General features: G+C 48.3%; 10 protein-coding genes. All 10 read left to right on the forward strand.

The features are described from left to right. Positions 1-39 precede the first annotated feature (39 nt). The 10 genes from ACOJUO_RS03360 (at position 40) to ACOJUO_RS03405 (ending at position 18,911) form a co-directional block, all read left to right on the forward strand. Complete coding sequence (locus ACOJUO_RS03360) at positions 40-7,485, forward strand: AAA family ATPase (RefSeq protein ID WP_422138902.1); 7,446 nt, start codon at positions 40-42, stop codon at positions 7,483-7,485. Between the two features lie 385 nt (positions 7,486-7,870). After that, the gene (locus tag ACOJUO_RS03365) at positions 7,871-8,488 is read left to right on the forward strand and encodes a restriction endonuclease subunit S (RefSeq protein ID WP_422138903.1); all 618 of its coding nucleotides are present in this window, start codon (positions 7,871-7,873) and stop codon (positions 8,486-8,488) included. A gap of 57 nt (positions 8,489-8,545) precedes the next feature. After that, complete coding sequence (locus ACOJUO_RS03370; protein WP_422138904.1) at positions 8,546-10,060, forward strand: type I restriction-modification system subunit M; 1,515 nt, start codon at positions 8,546-8,548, stop codon at positions 10,058-10,060. Then, positions 10,053-10,529 carry a DUF1016 N-terminal domain-containing protein gene (locus ACOJUO_RS03375; RefSeq protein ID WP_422138905.1) on the forward strand — a complete coding sequence of 159 codons (477 nt, stop codon included), beginning with the start codon at positions 10,053-10,055 and terminating at the stop codon, positions 10,527-10,529. The genes ACOJUO_RS03370 and ACOJUO_RS03375 overlap by 8 nt, the downstream gene beginning before the upstream one ends. Next, on the forward strand, positions 10,519-11,736 hold the full coding sequence (locus ACOJUO_RS03380) for a restriction endonuclease subunit S (RefSeq protein ID WP_422138906.1): 1,218 nt from the start codon (positions 10,519-10,521) through the stop codon (positions 11,734-11,736). Before ACOJUO_RS03375 ends, ACOJUO_RS03380 begins: the two co-directional genes overlap by 11 nt. Continuing rightward, positions 11,736-12,806 carry a PDDEXK nuclease domain-containing protein gene (locus ACOJUO_RS03385; protein ID WP_422135348.1) on the forward strand — a complete coding sequence of 357 codons (1,071 nt, stop codon included), beginning with the start codon at positions 11,736-11,738 and terminating at the stop codon, positions 12,804-12,806. Before ACOJUO_RS03380 ends, ACOJUO_RS03385 begins: the two co-directional genes overlap by 1 nt. Next, a complete protein-coding gene (locus ACOJUO_RS03390) occupies positions 12,806-14,182 on the forward strand; it encodes an AAA family ATPase (protein ID WP_422135349.1) in 1,377 nt (458 codons plus the stop codon). Before ACOJUO_RS03385 ends, ACOJUO_RS03390 begins: the two co-directional genes overlap by 1 nt. Further along, on the forward strand, positions 14,169-14,810 hold the full coding sequence (locus ACOJUO_RS03395) for a hypothetical protein (RefSeq protein WP_422135350.1): 642 nt from the start codon (positions 14,169-14,171) through the stop codon (positions 14,808-14,810). Before ACOJUO_RS03390 ends, ACOJUO_RS03395 begins: the two co-directional genes overlap by 14 nt. After that, positions 14,803-18,135 carry a type I restriction endonuclease subunit R gene (locus tag ACOJUO_RS03400; RefSeq protein WP_422138907.1) on the forward strand — a complete coding sequence of 1,111 codons (3,333 nt, stop codon included), beginning with the start codon at positions 14,803-14,805 and terminating at the stop codon, positions 18,133-18,135. The genes ACOJUO_RS03395 and ACOJUO_RS03400 overlap by 8 nt, the downstream gene beginning before the upstream one ends. Beyond that, positions 18,135-18,911, forward strand: a complete 777-nt coding sequence (locus tag ACOJUO_RS03405; protein ID WP_422138908.1) for a M48 family metallopeptidase — start codon at positions 18,135-18,137, stop codon at positions 18,909-18,911. The genes ACOJUO_RS03400 and ACOJUO_RS03405 overlap by 1 nt, the downstream gene beginning before the upstream one ends. Positions 18,912-18,989: the final 78 nt, after the last annotated feature.

Raw genomic sequence — 18,989 nt, forward strand, 5'->3', positions numbered from 1 at the left:
TTTAATGCAATCCTTCAGATGGTAGTAGTGAGGTTAACTATGGATGGTCAGATTGGTGGAGAAATTAACAAATCCGTTCCGGCTAGGCCAGCCAGGAGGTCAGGGCAGGATTTAGATTTACCATCAAACGTCAAAGCTGTCTGCTCTGGTCTCAATTACCAACTGAATCTATCGTCATCTCAGATTATGACACCTGACAGGGCGAGAACCGTATCCTCAACGGATTCCCCGCTCCAAAAAAACCCTCATGCCTTCGATTTCCGTTTTGTCGCCAGTGATGATGAGGTTCGTCAGCTTTTGGCTGACCAGACCTGCGATAAAAATCGCGATGTCACGCTTATTTCCCACCCTGATGACCTTGCACAGGCTAACCTGGTGAGCCGGTTGACCATTGCCGGCAATGGTCGCCACGCTTTGCGCCCAGGCAAGCTCTTTGAAGGTTCACAACCATTGACCCTGGTGATAGATATCCGAAAACTCACCAGTGAGGATCTGCCAAAATTTAACGATCTGCTGGACCCGGATAACCCCTGTCTATACGACAAGGTCAGCCAGAAGAAACGCCCTCTGGGAGAGCATGTTTCTCTGCTGGTTCTGGCAGCCCCTGAACAATTGACATCGGTTGGCCAGCATGACGAGGCACCTGCGGCCGGCGCTCCGGGCGCTGACTTCTGGCGGCGAATTAACCGACCGGGCAATACCTGGCAGTTCGAGGCTGAGACTGGCAATGAACCATCGATGGACATTGACCGGGCCGCACCGCTATTGCCTGAATTCCCCAGTGCCGAAAACGCCATGGACGACGACACTATCCTGGTTATTGACTGCCACTTGCACAACAACTGGCGACAATTACTGCTGGGTGCTCCCGGTGTCGATCAACAGGGGCGAATCCAGCACATTCCTGGCAGGCTTGAACAGTTGACATCCGGACAACGGGTGATACTGAAAGGCGCCGACTGGCAGGATCTGACCTTTGAACAGACCATTCGACAGATGCTGGCGCAACAGTGCTTTGAGAGCAATGGGGAAGTCTGTCCATTACCCGACGATGTTCAGTTTTATCAGATGCCGGTGGGGAAGGACGAGCTTCATTCGCTGTTCCAAAGTCAGTCTAAAGAGCACGCCGCAGAAAACCCGATCATCATTAACCAGCGGAATATCACAGAATGGCTGAGCCCGATTGCCATTACGCCTGAAGGCTATGCAATCCCTAACACCTGCCTGTTGGAACAGGTTAAGACGGGGCGTGTCGTCACCGTAACATCTCCACTTACTGAAGCCCTCTGGTTTCGTTTGCTGAGTTCATTGCAAACCCTTCGCGAGACCACCGGCCTGGAGCCCCGACTTCAGGTGGCTCATACAAGACAGCAGCCAAAAGCCCTGGGATTGGCAGAAAACGATGGGCGCTTTCTGTCCAACCTGCATGAAAAAGCCAGAGCCCATGCCACCTTTGATACCATCACTTACCAGCAACATGCCCAGGCCAGTCATTGGATTAATCATCAGCCACAAGCCCCTCTGGTCATTCAGGTCAATGAACAGACTGGCTTCACTCAGCTCTTTGATAATATCCATATCGCCTCGGAACAAAAGGCGCATTTCAGACGATCTCAGAGTGAGTTGCAGGAGGCATTAACCGCTGGCAAACCCGTGGTATTCAGAGGACTGGAAAGTAATCCAACGCTTCAGCAGCTTCTGGAACCCCTGGTTATTGGGCAACCTCTGTTGGTGAATGGCCAGTTGCAGGCCTATCCACGAGCTCATGTCACAATACTCTGGCCTGAGTCTGTGAAAAGCGCCTCTTCAGTATTTCATGGGATGGTCGCCACGGGTAAGTCCTGTCCTGAGCTCGATCTCTGGGATATCAATGCCCGCAGGCATGGTATCGTCCGGACTGAGCTGCCAGAACAAGCGCTTAAACAGCTTTACAAAGCGTTTAAAACCGTACCTGACCTCCTTTGCAGCCCTCTGCCTGAAATGACCGAAGGGCTGTTGAATAATCTGATACTGGCTGCTCGTCGAGCACAGCAGGTTGACCACTCCCTGCAGCTCCTGCCCCGCCACTGGCGCAAGGCCATCAATAGTGTCATCACCCATGGCATCCGGCAGCATCCGTCCGTGCGGGATTTTATGAAAGTGGCCTGTTGGCACTTGTTACCGGATAAGATGCCGGACGAGGATCAAGCCGCCTCCGCAGACCCGGATCAGTTAGCTGCCATCATCAATAGCGACCCGCGACTGGATAGAGAGTTTGTCAAACGGAACCTGTGGCAACTGGCCCGAGCCTTTGACCCGGCAGTATTTATAGGTACCGAATTACAACTGTCCTATGAAAGTCCATTTCCAGAGTCGGGTGAAAAAGAAGTTATGGACAGGCTCTGTGCCATGATCCTGGCCCACGCGCCTGAAAAACAACGAGATGCCATAGCGTATCAGTTAGCAGTCGATCCGGCGGCAACAAAGCCCTGGCAATCCTTGGCCATCGAGCCAACAAGACAGATTAAACGTTTGCAAGATGCACTGGCTTCTGGCTGGCACTTACCTTTGCACTCAGGGCAGACCCGATCCGATGCCATCCACGGTCTGGCCAGCGATTGTTTTCATAGGGCCAGAACAGCGAGTTCTGAGGCAGAAGGCACTGAACGCATAGAAAATCGCCTGTCTGAATCACTGAAATGGACGGGTTCCGCTGATGAGCCTCTGTCTGCACTGGCCCGGGATCTTTATCATGGCGTGACCAATCAGAAGGATCGTGAAAGTCGTCGATTATCTCGGCTCCATGACCGGCTTAAAGACTCCCCTGTTATATTCCTCGAGGGAGAAACCGGCACTGGTAAAAGCTACTTTTCCGCCAAAATGGCAAAGGCTTCAGGACAGGCTTCGGTCATTTCTCTTGGACCTTCTGACAGCGAACAAACCCTGATGAAACGCTGGCAGTGGCAAAAGCACGCCGATGGCGACCGCTCTATGGCGCAGCAAAACCGGGCGTTGATGGAATGGGCCAATACCGAATCCAACAAAGACGGAGGATACATCACTCTGGTGCTGGATGAGGCTAACCTGACCCAAGCCGGATTGCTGGCGTCATTGAACGGCCTGTGGGAACCGCAACCCTGCATCTATGTGAATGGTCATCCTGTCAAGGTCAGCGAAAAACACCGGGTAATTCTCACCGGCAACCCCGATCATTACGCCGGGCGCCAAATGGATCCGACCCTGAAAGAGAAACTGCCCAGAGCTTATTACCCGCGTTTGGATCAGGCTTTCCTTCGGGACAGAGTAGTGGAACCGGCTTTGCTCAGTCAGTTACAACGGCATCAAATAAACGACATTGCACACATTGCCAGCAAGAGTGTGATGGCACTGTGGCAATATTACCAGGAGCTGTTGCCCGAGCATGAGTTTACTCCCAGGGATTTAACAGATATCTGCAGCTGGGTGGGTTGGTATCTGGATCGTGCGTTATCCAAAGGCGACAGTGCCAACTGTAAGCAAGTGAACAGTTTGATCCAGCAAAGTTTCCGGGATGTCTTGGGTCCCGAAATCAGCGAGACTCAACAGGATGCTCTCTCAGCACTGGAAATCTGGTTTGCTGCCCGTTACGAACTGGACAACACACTGCGAGACAGAGTTCATAACCACACCCTGCCAGATATTCTGCAGGACTTCAGAACATTGACCAAAGAAATCCGACCTGAGTTTGATACCTCCGGATCGGCAGTCATTGATCTGGCGCAAGGGCTGGGACAGGATTTAAGCCGCTGTCAGCAGGCTTATCATCACGACAGAAAACACGGCGGTCGTCAGGCAACGCTGATTGAAGGTCCGGCCGGACGGGGTAAGGATGCCACGCTGAATCTGATGATCGAAAGTGTCAAACAGCAAGCTAAAGAACGGGAAGAAACCATGCCAAAGGTCTTTCCCCTGAATGCCTGTGATTGTTCCTGGGAGCAACTGTGTGAAGTGATCCAGAAAGCAAAAGTAGAGGGCGGCATCGTGGTAATTTCAGAAATGAACCTGATCGACAGCCAGCATCTGGAAGGTGAGTTAAACGACATTCTGGCCGGTGATGCCCATCCGGGTTTCCACCTGTTTGCCACCATCAACCCTCCTGAGTACAGCGGGCGAAAACCTTTGTCACCGGCGCTGAAAGGGCGCTTCAGACATTTGCCCATCCGGCAGTATAACCCGACAGAATTACAGACCATTGCCGGGAAAGTGTTGCCAGAGTCCTTAGAAGGGACATTCGTCGCTAAAAGGCTAACAGAAAAACATTGTCTTTTAAGGGCTCACCTGCAACGCAAAAAACTGCCGTTACAGCCAACCAGTCGTGATTTACAAAACGTCGCCAGGGCTGTTATCAGAGCATGGGATTTTACCGAAAACGGACTGAATCAATGCTTCCAACGGCACTACCGGCTTTACCTGATGGCAGCCAGGCTGACGCTGGAAGAACTGCCCGGGTCATCGGCTATTGCCATGAGTAACGAAGCACTTGATACCAGACTTTGCGAATGGTTCAACCAAAGGGTATCAGGTATTGATCGACCCTGGTTGATACGACGCAGTTATTGCAACAGTATGGATGAAAAACGCCATGAAATTCGTATCAAAACTGATCTGAATGGTGAGGAAGCCAGAACGGAAATTATCAGGATGCTGGCACGTACCCGCTGGCAGACATCGGGTCTTTCAGTGAAACCGGATGAATCCGACGATATTCTCACCCAGACACTTTACCGACACTGGCAGCAACGCTGGTTTGATCGCGAGTATGGCCAGTTGGGCGTGGACGCTGATAGCGTATTTCCACTGACGAATGCACAGAAACAAACGCTGAAAACGTCAACCAACCAGCCTTATCTCGAGGCGGCTGACCAGCAGATAAGGGCGTGGAAAGCCAGTGAAGTTCAATGGTGGCCTGCGTTCTGGCATCAGATCAGTGATCTGCTGAACCATTGTGTGAACGATCAGACTCACGAAGATATAACGATTGACGGTGATAACGCTCCTGAAGAATACATCTCAAAAGCTCGCGGGAAACAGGGTAAGACCCTGGACCGTGACACGGACTATGAGTGCAGTAAGAAGTCAAAAGTCGACGACTATAAAATTTTTGACACGGATTACCCTCGCCATATGTATCGCCTGCAGGCTGAGGATATTAGTGTATCTGCCGGGGGTGAGGTCGTGCTGACCGAAATGAGTGATCAACACCTTCAGGGGACCGAAACCCTTATACCCGAAGAGTTACCGGGGCGTAACCAGGAACTGACGTTAGCCAACAACCAAACACTGGCAAACTACAAAGCGCCATCAAGCAATGGTCAATATGCATTGCCCAGTCTGACGCCTGAAGACTATGTCGTGGCCCTGCGTATTGAACCCGCTTTGCCGTATACACTGCTCAGGGATCGATATACCGGGCTGCACACACTGTCAGTTCCCGAAGCCAAAGCCGGTCAGATTATTGAATTTACTTATGTCGTGGAACCCAGAGAGGCGAGCAAAAAAACACTGACTAAAAAAGTCCAGCCAGCACAATCAATAGGTTTTGACGCCCGCTGCTCCAAAGGTATGGAAGCAGTATTGAACAAACTGTTTGATGAGGTTGAACAACAACTGCCTGAAATAAAGGTGCCTTTGCAGGCAATAATGAACGCAAAAAACACGACGCAACGCATTGAGGCGATCAAGGACTATTGCCAACAGTTCTCCGGTACCGCCGTAGCAGAGAGCAATGAAAATTTCTTTCAATTCCTGGTAACAAAACGGCAAGGAAGCTGTCGTCATCGTGTGCCTGTTTTTGTCGCTTTATGTCGCTACTTCGGGATTCCGTGTCGGCAAATTGGCAACCCTTCTCACGCCTTTGCCGAGTGTTCCATGGATAGAGGCCAAACCTGGAAGTCAGTGGATTTGGGCGGGGTGCCTTTAGAGGTAAGAAAATTCCCATCTGACTTTCAGCACAACAAAAAAGTCAGTAGTGATTTAAAGAAGGCGAGGGATCTCCTGCAGGGTCTTCTGAAGGGTGCTGATTCAGCACAACAACAAACTTTGGCTAAGACCTATGGTCTGAGCCTTGAGGAACTTAACAAGGTCATTGAGACAGGCGGCGCATTACCGGGAAAAAACCTGGATATCCGCGAAACAGTATTGAAGCTTTGGGAAGGAAAAGATTTAACCGGTTTCTCCCTTGGGATCTCAATTTTAGAGTCGCTGGAGACAAAAGCATTGACCTTTCGCGAGTGGCAACTGGTCGGTAAGTTTTTTTATCGCGATTGGCCTTCCAGGCCGATGTCGGCGGTTGTCAAAAAAATATTATCTAACGGTGATGAAGTGCGGATCATTGAACAACTCCAATTATTGCATTCAAAAATAATTGTTCAGGGTAGAGCAAACTACCTCGACTGGTTGGGCTCAATGGTGGATATACTTGAGGACACTGACTTGACCAACCCCTCGATTATTCGCTTTGCCCTTAAAGTTCTGAAATTGGGTTGGCTGGATCCGGATCCAGTGCCAAGGTATAGCCGCAGCATTATTATGCCCACTCAACATCACGAGCTGTTGATGCGTCTGAAAGGTGTCGAAGAACTAAAGGTTGAAGCTATGAATTGCCTGAAAATGTGGCATCAGACATTACTGAAAAGGGGGAAAAAAAGCCATAACTGGCGGTCGATTTATAAAGACTTTCTGAGGAGAAAAGGCAATGACATGCTCGTCAGTCATTGTCACGAAGGGGCTTCGCCATCCCTTAATGATAAAATTACCAACCCATCTTTAGATACCGCCTGGACGGATGACCCTGAGGGTGTTCCGAATATAGAACGAATGCTGGTGAACCAGCCCGCATTTGTGCAGTTGCGCTCGGTCAGAGCCAGACACCGTCCGCTGATTATCCTGGGCCACCCTTTCCTGAGCAGCACATTAATTGATAAAAAAGCCCAGGACCTGTTGCAACTGAAAGCTAAGAAAAACCCTGATTTAAAGCGGTTATTGGAAAAAGTCAAACAGGATAATGTGGTCTCAAACCGAGGCTACATGAATGGTATTTACAACCACTACAGACCCATTTCTGAGTCTGGTGACGTGTTACACAAGGACGCAGAGTTTGCCAGTGATTTAGAGAACAAATGCAAACAGGCGATTCTTCAGGCCTTCTGTCATTACCTGTATGAATTGACACACTCGAAGGGTGGTCGTTTAACCTATTGTTGGGGCGATGCTCCTGTCCGGTTTGAGCCTCATCGGAACCACTATGGCGCCCATGACCCATCTTCTCCGGAAGAGCTGTATGCCATGTTCTCTGAAATTGATCGATCCGAGTGGTTTGAGAAATCGGTTGATGATACCTACTTACGACAGACACTGGGCGACAGTAACGCCCTGGTACTCAGATCTGCGGAGCTGATAAAAATTACCGAAGAGTTTTTGAATAGAGTGAATTTGAATTCGCTTTGTGAGTCACTGAATACTTGTTAAAGGTTTGATCATGATGAGTTTTTCGAGACCGTTGACTTCCCACAATGGCAACGAACAACTATTTAAGTTGAACTTTCATGCTATTTAAATATCCATACGGTCTTGACTGGCTTCAGGTGTCCAAATTACTCTCATGAACGATTTGCTGCGTTTGCGCGAAGCGCTGCAAATTCCGCTTCAACTTCATGTGTATTTACCATGAACGCAATTTTTGACGCCCTTTAAAGCAGATTCATAATCATCAATCCATGATGCAAAAAGCAAGAGATACGCATCACGAGAACAGCAAAAATAAAATTGCATAAAACAAATACTGCATTTTTTTCTTGAGCTATTACTATCGTACTGCAATACTCTCCTCAGATTTACGATCCAGACTCTTTTTATGCCAACAGTGGTCAAAAACAGTTCTCCTGAACATCAAATCGCTTTATCTGAAGTGGTCAGCATCCAGGCTGGCTACCCATTCCGTGGTGCGATCACAAAAGTGGCAAACGGCTATGTTCGGGTAGTTCAGGCAAAGGATATTTCTGACTTGGGTGAGCTGAGCACTGAGAACCTGATCACCACAGAACTGACAGGTAAGCGCAAGGCCGACTGGCTTCAACAGGGTGACATTCTGTTTATTGCCAAGGGAGGCCGGTATATTGCCAGCTATATCGCTGACGAAATGCCGCAGGTAACGCTGGCTCCCAGTTTATTTTTGCTTCGGGTCAATTCCGCCTGTAAAGACAGGGTGAATCCTGAGTTTCTGACTTGGCAGCTAAACCAGTCTCCTGTTCAACGCTACTTTCGCAACAGTGCCGAAGGCAGTCATCAGGTCAATATCCGCAAGCCGGTGCTTGCAGAAACCGCAGTCACCCTGCCAGACCTTACAACCCAGAACACCATTGCCAAACTGTACCGGGCAAGCATTAAAGAGAATGCCCTGCTACAACGGTTGATCGTTAACCGTCAGCAGCAACTAAGCATTATTGCCAATGATCTGATCGCCAAAGCATAACCCAATTTACCTGATACTTTTTACCAGACACATAGACAGAAGACGTTGAGAGCAGATATGCCAAACACTCCCATTAACCAGCAGGAAATCAACAATACAGTGTGGAAAGCCTGCGACACTTTCCGAGGCACGGTTGACCCTTCCATTTATAAAGATTTCATCCTGACGATGTTGTTCCTGAAGTACATCTCAGACGTACACCAAGACAGGCTCGATGAGCTGTCCACCCAGTTTGCTGGCAACCAGGCGATGGTTGATGCGATGTTGGCGAGCCAGTCTTTCAAAATCCCTGCTGACTGCACCTTCTGGGATCTTTACGCTAAACGTCATGAGGCAGGTAACGGTAGCCGTATCGACCAGGCACTCCATGCCATTGAGGAAGCCAACGGCACAAAGCTGAAAAACGTGTTTCAGGACATCAGCTTCAATACCGACAAGCTGGGCGATGAAAAGCAGAAGAACGATATTCTGCGTCACCTGCTGGAAGATTTTGGCAAAGAAACCCTCAATCTCAGACCAAGCCGTGTGGGTTCATTGGATGTCATCGGTAACGCCTACGAATACCTGATTAAACACTTTGCAGCGGGTAGTGGTAAATCTGCCGGTGAGTTCTATACCCCACCTGAAGTATCCGATCTTTTATCCATCTTGCTGGAGCCTGAAGAAGGCGACCAGATCTGCGATCCTGCCTGTGGTTCTGGCTCACTGCTGATGAAGTGCGGCAAGCAAATCCAGAAAAACTATAACGGCTCCAAAAAATACGCTCTGTTTGGTCAGGAAGCCATTGGTTCTACATGGTCTCTGGCAAAGATGAATATGTTCCTCCATGGGGAAGATAATCACCGTATTGAATGGGGCGACACCATCCGCAACCCCAAATTACAGGACCAAAACGGAGGTCTGCTGCACTTTGATGTGGTGACTGCCAATCCACCATTCTCCCTTGATAAGTGGGGGCATGATGATGCTGAGCACGATCCCTTTGGTCGCTTTCGCCGGGGTATTCCACCAAAAACCAAAGGTGATTACGCCTTTATCAGCCATATGATTGAAACCCTGAAACCACAAACGGGCCGCATGGGTGTGGTTGTGCCTCACGGCGTTTTGTTTCGGGCATCGTCTGAAGGGAAAATCCGTAAGCAACTGATTGATGAGAACCTGCTGGATACCGTGATAGGCCTGCCAGAGAAGCTGTTCTTTGGAACTGGAATTCCTGCTGCCATTCTTATATTCAAGAAACAGAAAACTGACGACAAAGTTCTATTTATTGATGCTTCTCGTGGGTTTAAGTCTGGCAAGAACCAGAATCAGCTTACTCCTGAAAATATCCAGAAGATTGTAGATACCTATCAGGATCGTCTGACAGTAGATAAATACGCCTACCTCGCCACCTTGGAAGAAATTCAGGAAAACGATTACAACCTGAATATTCCCCGCTATGTGGATACCTTTGAAGAGGAAGAGGAGATTGACTTGATGGCGGTGCGCGCTGAACGTTTGGAGTTACAGCTGGAGCTGGCAGGTTTAGAAAAAGAAATGCAGGGTTACCTGGAGGAGCTTGGGTATGAGTGATAAGGGTAATAAGCAAGGCAAACGCAAGCAGCGAGTGGACCCCAAACGTGAAGGTGTTTGCTTTCCTGTGGGTGAGACCCTGAGCAACCTGCCTGGTGATTATCCCGAATTTCTGGCCCTGATGGTTGAAACCGTTGCCAGCCGAAGAATGATAGCCCTGCAAAAAGTCAATGTGGAGCAAATTCTCCTGTACTGGCATCTGGGACAAAAGATTTTAACCAAACAGCAGGAGGCTGGCTGGGGAGCAAAGGTCATTGACCGCCTGTCGCAGGATCTGAAAAAACAACTGCCTGCGCTGTCCGGATTCAGCCCCAGGAACTTGAAATATATGGCAAAATTTGCCGCCAGCTGGCCTGATTTCGAAATTGTGCAACGCACCGTTGCACAATTGCTTTTTGGTGCAACTGAACTGACTGGTCTGGAAGCGGAAATGGCGGGCTACCTGAAGGAGTTGGGATATGCTTCCTAAAGGATGGATTGATGGTCGTGTTGGTGATTTGATTCAAGGCTTAGAATCAGGCGTAAGTGTCAACGGGGAAGACCGTGCTCTGAAAGGTACTGAGAAAGGCGTACTGAAAGTAAGTGCAGTTTCTTATGGCCGGTTTGATCCCAATGCGGTCAAAGCTATTATTTCAAACTCTGAATTGAAGAGAGCTAAGACTCACCCTCGAAAAGGACAAATCGTCATTAGTCGCAGCAATACCGAAGAATTGGTAGGTGCGAGTGCATATGTAGAGGAAGACTATCTTGATCTCTTTCTCCCAGACAAGCTGTGGCAGATTGAACCCGAACAAAATGTTTGTATGAAATGGCTCAGTTACATCTTGGCTTCAGACCATTCTCGATATGTGTTGTCGAATCTAGCTACAGGTACAAGTGGTTCGATGAAAAACATCACAAAAGGTGAATTTTTAGGGTTAAAAATTGCCATCCCCCCACTTGCAGAACAGCGCAAAATAGCGAAAATCCTTGGCACTTGGGATAAAGCCATTGCAACCACAGAAAAGCTGATTGAGGTCAGTAAGCAGCAGAAAAAAGCCCTGATGCAGCAGTTGTTGACTGGGAAGAAGCGCTTTGCAGAGTTTGAGGGAGAATGGCAGACAGTAGGGTTTGGCGATGTGGTGAGCATCTCTTCGAAGAAGTATAATCCTTCGAAAAGCAGCGAGTGTTTTACTTGCATTGAACTAGAGCACATTACTAAAGACACTGGTCGTTTAATTGGAGCAGCCAAAGCAAGCGATTTAGCCAGCATAAAAAATCATTTTTCTGCTGGCAGTGTGATATTTGGCAAGTTACGCCCATATCTTCGTAAATTTGCTAGACCTTCTTTCGATGGTGTTTGCTCCACAGAAATTTGGGTATTTAATAGCTCAGAAAAGTTACTGAATGAGTACTTATTTCATCTTGTGCAAACAGATAAATTTATTTCTGAGGCCAATAAATCTGCTGGTTCAAAGATGCCCCGTGCAGATTGGAGCCTAGTCTCAGAAGTTGTCATAAAACTCCCCTCTCGAGAAGAGCAGAAAAAAATTGCGACTGTACTCAGTTCTGCTGATAGTGAGCTAGAACATCTGCAAACAAAACTTGCCAATCTCAAACAAGAGAAAAAATCTCTGATGCAACAATTGCTAACGGGCAAGCGCCGGGTCAATGTTGAAGCAGAGGAGGCCGCCTGATGAGCGAAAGCCAGCACGACAAGCTGCTTAACAATATCCGTAAGCTGCTGACCCAAGGTCGCCAGCGGGTGGTGACGGTGGTCAATGCCGCCATGGTGCAGACCTACTGGGAAATTGGTCGCCTGATTGTTGAGGATGAACAGCAGGGCGAAACCCGTGCGGCTTACGGCAAAAAGGTATTAAAAAAGCTCTCCGAAAGCCTCAGCCGGGAGTTTGGCAAGGGGTTTGATCTCACCAATCTGCGAAAAATGCGGGCATTTTACCTCTGTTTTCCAAAACGAGACGCACTGCGTCTCGAATTGTCATGGACCCACTACCGAGCACTGACACGCATCGAAAATGAACGGGCTCGCCAGTGGTATATGAAGGAAGCTGCAGAGCAATGCTGGAGCGCCCGTGCCCTTGAGCGCCAGATGGGGACACTGTACTACGAGCGCCTGCTGGCGACCCAGCACGGAAAGCACGGTTTGCAGCCTGTACTGGCAGAAGCCGAGCAAAAGACCTCGGTTCTGCAAGACACACCGCAGGACTACCTGCGTGACCCCTATATTCTGGATTTCCTCAACCTGCCTGCTGGTTCAGTTCAGGAAAATGAGCTTGAGCAGGAGTTGATCAACAGTCTGCAAAAATTCCTGCTGGAGCTGGGCAAGGGTTTTGCATTTGTCGAGAGGCAGCAACGCATCAGCACAGACGATGGCGATTATTTTATCGATCTGGTGTTTTACAACTTCCATCTCAAGTGCTTCCTTCTGATCGACCTGAAAATGCACAGGCTCACCCATCAGGATGTGGGGCAAATGGACATGTATGTGCGCATGTATGAAGAGAAAAAACGCCGTGGGGATGATAACCCCACCATTGGCCTGATTCTCTGCTCCGAAGGCAGTCACACTGTCGCCAAATATTCTGTGCTGAACGACAGTCAGCAACTGTTTGCTTCCAAGTACAAGCTGGAGTTGCCCAGTGAAGAGGAGCTGCGCCTGCAACTGGAGCTGCAGCGGCAACAGTTGTTAACCGGCAAACGCAGGGTTAAGGTGGAAGCCAATAGCAATGAACAGGGAGCAGACTAATGGAGGTTAAAAAACTGACATTGCACAATGTCGGGCGTTTTTCTGAGCTTGAGATCATGCTCGCCCCATTGGGCAACCTGCGAAGCAATGTCACAGTATTTGTTGGCAATAACGGCTCCGGTAAAACCTCGATTTTACGCTCTCTGGCTACCTCTCTAAGCTGGCTGGTTTCACGCATACAAAGTGATAAAAGCGCGGGTAATCCAATACCTGAACTCGTCATAAAAAACGATCAAAATGGCGCTGCCATGGATATCGATATTTTTCATCACATCGATGGTCGGTCAGAAGATGGGGAAATTGAATCCTGTGAAGTAAACTGTTTTTCATGGCGAGTTGCGAGGTCACGAAAAGGTCGCAAGAGTGAGTTTAAAAGTGAGTATTCCGGTGCTAAAGCACTGGCAGACCATTACCGGACGTTGCTTTCCAGGTTTGAAAACACCAGCTTACCTTTGATCGCCTTTTATTCAGTCGAACGGGTTGTTTTGGATATCCCGCTCAAAATAAAGGATAAGCACACCTTTTTTCAGCTTGATGGCTACGACAAGTCACTGAGTCAGGGCGTAGATTTCAGGCGTTTCTTTGAATGGTATAGGGAACGCGAGGACAGTGAAAATGAATCCGGGGTTTCTGATGAAGTCCTGCAGAATATTCGTTCATTGTTGGGTGAAGATGAAGATACCTGGGAGCGGCTTACTGCACTAAAAGCTTCAACCAGGGATAGACAACTGAATGCAGTCCGCACGGCGATCTACAAATTCATGCCTGAGTTTTCAAATTTGCGGGTCAAGCGTAAGCCAAGGCTTCATATGTCTGTAGATAAGTCCGGCGACACTTATAATGTTGCCCAACTTTCACAGGGGGAGAAGTCTCTTATGGCTCTGATAGGAGACATTGCCCGAAGGTTAGCTGTAATGAACCCGGACTTGGCGAATCCTTTGGAAGGCGAAGGGATTGTGCTTATTGATGAAGTTGATATGCACCTGCACCCAAAATGGCAACGCACCTTAATAAATCAACTCTCTGAGACATTCCCTGCTTGTCAGTTTGTCCTGACTACCCATTCACCTCTGGTCATCAGTGATAGTAAAGACGTTTTGACATACTTGATTAAGGATGACGAGTTAAAGCAGCTCCCACCACTGTACGGTGAAGATGCGAATACTGTTTTGCTTGACATCATGGATACCGATATCAGAAATGAAGCGGTGAATATCAAGCTCAATGATCTACTTGATGCAATACATGACTCGGATTTTAAACTGGCAAATCAACTATTAGAGGTGCTGGAGGACGACCTCCCTGAGAGCAATCTGGAGCTTGCCAAAGCCAGGCTGATGCTCCGTAAACAGGAGTTGCGTAGTGCGAAGGGTTAGTAAAACTCCGGGGGTTGAGCCTGAACTTCTTACCAAATGGAAGCAGAGAAACCCAAAAGGTATTTATAAAGATCTGTCAGAGGTTGAACGGCAGGCTATCAAGGCGGCATGTGCAGAGGAACAATACTACCTTTGTGCTTACTGCTGCCAAGCCGTATCCGGGAAAAATCGGGACACCATAAATGAACATGTGGAGGCTCGAAGAATTGCACCTCATCGCAGTCTGGATTTCACAAACATTGTTGCCAGCTGTACAAACCCTGACCAATGTGACGCTGCACACGGCTCACAGCCATTGCCTCTGACACCCTTCATGCCAGAATGTGAGACAGATTTGGTTTTCAAGCTCAGTGGTCGTGTAGTTGGAAAGACTCAACAGGCAGTAGAGACAATAAGAGTTTTAAACCTTGGTGATACCGAGAGAAATAACCGCAGCTTAATAGAAAAACGTAAGCAATTAGTACAGACACTCTTGTTAACAAATAGCGTTAATCCTGGCGAAGGTCTGGATGATAACGAGTTGATAGAAATACTCATTGATGAGCTTTCTGTTCCTGTAGATGGAAAACTTGAAGCATTTGCTCCTGTAACGATCAATATTTTGCGGCAATGGATTAGTAATGACTGATATTATTTTGCCCAACTTCAAGGAAGAGCAAAGCGCAAAAATCCCTGCTCTGTCCCTGCTCAGTAACCTGGGTTATGAGTTTATCCCCCCAAAAGTGTGCCTGTCGCAGCGTGGCAGCCTCTCTGCGGTCACTTTGCCATCGGTACTTCGTGGTATTTTGGCCAAAAAAACATTCAGTTTCATGGGAAAAGCGCACCCGCTTTCCCCAGCCGCTATCGACAAAATCGTTCAGGAACTTTCCAACCCAGCCATGAACGAAGGGTTGAGAGCCGCCAATGAGAAGCTTTATAACGCCCTGACCTACGGCATCGGTGTTACTGAATTTATAGAGGGTAAAAAGGCCAACCCAACCATTCAGATTATTGACTGGGAGCACCCGGAAAATAACGTTTACCACTTCACTGAAGAACTGGAAGTTGAGAACAGCCAAGGTACAGGAAAGCGGATTCCTGATATCGTCTGTTTCGTCAATGGTTTGCCATGGGTGGTGATTGAAGCGAAACGCCCTGACTCTTCGACCACTGGCAAACCGACGGTTGCAGAAGGGATTTCGCAGAATATTCGAAACCAGAAGGTTGGTGAAATTCCACACCTGTTTGCCTATAACCAATTATTGTTATCCATTAACGGTAGCGATGGTCTTTATGGCACCTGTGGCACACCGGCAAAATTTTGGGCGAAGTGGAAAGAGGAAGAGATCACTGAGGCAGAGTTTGCTGAATTGAAAAACAAGCCTCTGTCAGAAGTTCAGATTGAAGCCTTGTTTGCCCATAGGCCACAGAAAGTAAAGACTGAATTTCTTTCCCTGATTTCCGGTGGCGACTTGGTAGTAACTGACCAAGACCGTTTATTGATTTCTATGCTGCGCCCAGACCGGCTGTTAGAACTCACCCGGCTTTTTACCCTGTTCGATAAAAAAGCAGGCAAGATTGTTGCCCGTTACCAGCAAGTATTTGGTATTAAAGCGCTGATCAAACGCATTACCTCCTTTGATGACTCTTTACCGGGTGAACGACGGGGAGCACGTAATGGTGGTGTGATCTGGCATACCACAGGCTCTGGTAAGTCCTTCACCATGGTCTTTCTGTCCAAAGCACTGATCTGGTTGCCTGAACTGGCGAAGTGTCGGGTTGTGGTGGTAACAGATCGGGTTGATTTGGAAGATCAGCTTGCCCGTACTTTTGCCTCTGGCGGTGCTCTCTCCGGCAAAGATAAAAAAGATGCCATGGCAACCACTGGCAAGCGGCTGGCCGAACAAATTGGTAAGGGCAATGAGCGAATCATTTTCTCCATCATTGATAAGTTCGGGACAGCCATCAAACTACCGGATTGCTACAACGACAGCCCGGATATCATTGTGCTGGTTGATGAAGGGCACCGGAGCCAGAATGGTGAAAACAATATCCGCATGCAGCAAACCTTACCCAAGGCGGCGTATATTGCCTTCACTGGCACACCTTTGCTGCAAGATGACAAAACTGAAAATAAGTTCGGCAGGATCATCCACTCTTACACCATGCAGCAGGCAGTAGAAGATGGCACTGTAACACCATTGTTGTATGAAGAGCGTATTCCTGAACTTTCTACCAATGATAAAGCCATTGATGCGTGGTTTGATCGAATCACCGAGAAGCCGACCGAAAAACAACGTTCAGACCTGAAAAAGAAATTTGCTCAAAAGGGGCAGATTTATCAGACTGAAGGTCGGATTGAGTTGATTGCCCATGATATTTCCGACCACTTCCAAAACTTTAAGCAGCAGGGGTTAAAAGGCCAGCTTGCCTGCGACTCCAAGGCTTCAGCCATTCAATACAAAAGATTGCTGGATGAGATTGGCAAGGTCACTTCTGTTGTTGCCATGTCACCACCGGATACCCGTGAGGGGCACGACTGTGTTGATCAGGAAAGTACCGATCTGGTGCAGAACTGGTGGAAAGAAACCGTTGGCAGTCAGGATGAGAAAGCCTATACCAAGAAAATCATTGCAGAGTTTGGTGAGGAAGATGGGCCAGACATTATGATTGTGGTGGATAAGCTCCTCACGGGTTTTGATGAGCCAAAAAACACGGTGCTCTATGTCGACAAGCCGCTGAAGCAACACAACCTGATTCAAGCCATCGCAAGGGTTAACCGCCTTCATAGCAAAAAGCAGTTTGGATATCTGATCGACTACAGGGGCATTCTCAAAGAGCTGGATGCCACCATTGAAAAGTACCAAAATCTGGCGGAACGCACTCAGGGCGGCTTTGATATAGATGACCTGAAAGGTCTCTATAACCGCATGGACACCGAATATAAAAAGCTACCGAGCTTGTATGCTGATCTGTGGGCTATTTTCGATAGCGTCAAGAACAAGCAGGATGGACAGGCTTTACGACAAGCACTGACTCCCAGGATTGACACCGTTGATGGACAGCTTACGGATACCCGTCTGAAAAAACGGGATGATTTTTATACGGCACTCACCGCATTTGCCAACTGCATGAAGGTTGCACTGCAATCTGCCACTTACTTTGAAGACAAAAGTTTTGACCTGCTATTTCCCGGGACCTATACCACTACCCGCCAGCATTACAAAGATACGCTGAAGATGATGTCGCAACTGCGTAAGCAAGTGCGGGAGGATGCCGAAGAAACCGTCGATTACGATGACTACACAGACAATATCCGCGCATTGCTGGATAAGCATATTGGCGGCGTTGAAGTCAGGGAGTCTGAGGGCGTTTATCTGGTTGGCAACATGGGCAAAAGCGCCAAGCCTGAGGAAATGTCCGACGACGAAGCCCGGAACCAGAAAGATAAGATTACTGGCCGCATTAGCAAGATGATTGATCAGGATCTGGCTGATGACCCGTATGCACAGGAGTATTTCTCCAAACTGCTTAAGAAAGCCATTCAGCAAACCAGGGATATGTTCGACGCTCCGGTGAAGCAGTACCTGATCTTTGCTGACTTTGAGCAGCAGGTGAAAGAGCGAAGAGTTGCAAGCATTCCAGCAGATCGGTTTGAATCTCTGGAACCCCAGATCAGGCAGCAGGTTCAGGCGTATTACGGGTTGTTCCTGAAGCACCTGGGTGAACAACTACCTCCTGACGGTCACGATACTCCATCGGAAGCTCAGTGCTTTGAGCATGCATTGAAAATTGATGAAGTGGTCAGGAAGTCTGTTGCCGAGTTCAGCATTAACCCACAGGAAATCGAGAACCAAATTACTATTGGCCTTCTGCCACTGCTGTTTGGTGATATCGGGATTGATAAGGCTCAGGCATTGATTACCGATGTCGTGCAAATCACACGGTCAGGTTTGTCAGGACTTAACAAATAATGGCATCCGTCTGTTCCGATGAACGTTCCAGGGAAGAGTACAGCTTTGTCTATGGAGATGAAGCTGTATCCTATGAGGTTGTCAGAAAGCCTCACCCTGAGGGAAAGAAACGAAAGATCAGTATCCGTGTTCACCCCGACTGCCAAGTGGTAGTCACTGCCCCTGATGATGCGGTGAACCCCGACATTCATGATGCAGTCCTCAAGCGTTCAAAATGGATATGGAATGCCCTGATAGAGTTCAGAAGTCATCAAAAGTTCGTGCAGGACAAACAGTATATCAGTGGCGAAATGACCTTTTACCTCGGCAAACGTTATGTACTGAAAGTAGTGGAAGATAAAGAGTCAACGGCTTCTGTAAAGATGGATCGAGGAAAGCTGCTGGTCACACTGCCACGGTTTGGTAGCAATAAAGGCAAGCTAGTCAAAGGGCTGCTTCAAGACTGGTATAAATACCGGGCGGAGATCATTTTTCAGGAGCGCTTAAACCACTTGCTGCCTCAAGCTACATGGGTCACAAACATCCCCGGTTTCCGCATTATGAAGATGCAGAAACAATGGGGTAGCTGCTCTGCAAAAGGTTCACTACTACTCAACCCTCATCTGGTGAAAGCCCCAAAGGAATGCATTGATTATGTCGTACTCCATGAGCTGTGCCATATTGCTGAACATAACCACAGTGAGCGCTTCTGGCGTTTACTGAAACAAGTTATGCCGCACTGGAAAGAAGTCAAAAGTCGTCTGGATGGGATGGCTGAATTGTACTTGAACGAATGAACTATTTTTTGCGGTGATTATCGAATAAGCGCAAAACCACGTACTTTGGGAGGCTGTCGCAAAACTCTGGCTCCCATG

Source organism: Endozoicomonas sp. ALC020, from assembly GCF_049275935.1.
Lineage (GTDB): Bacteria > Pseudomonadota > Gammaproteobacteria > Pseudomonadales > Endozoicomonadaceae > Endozoicomonas_A.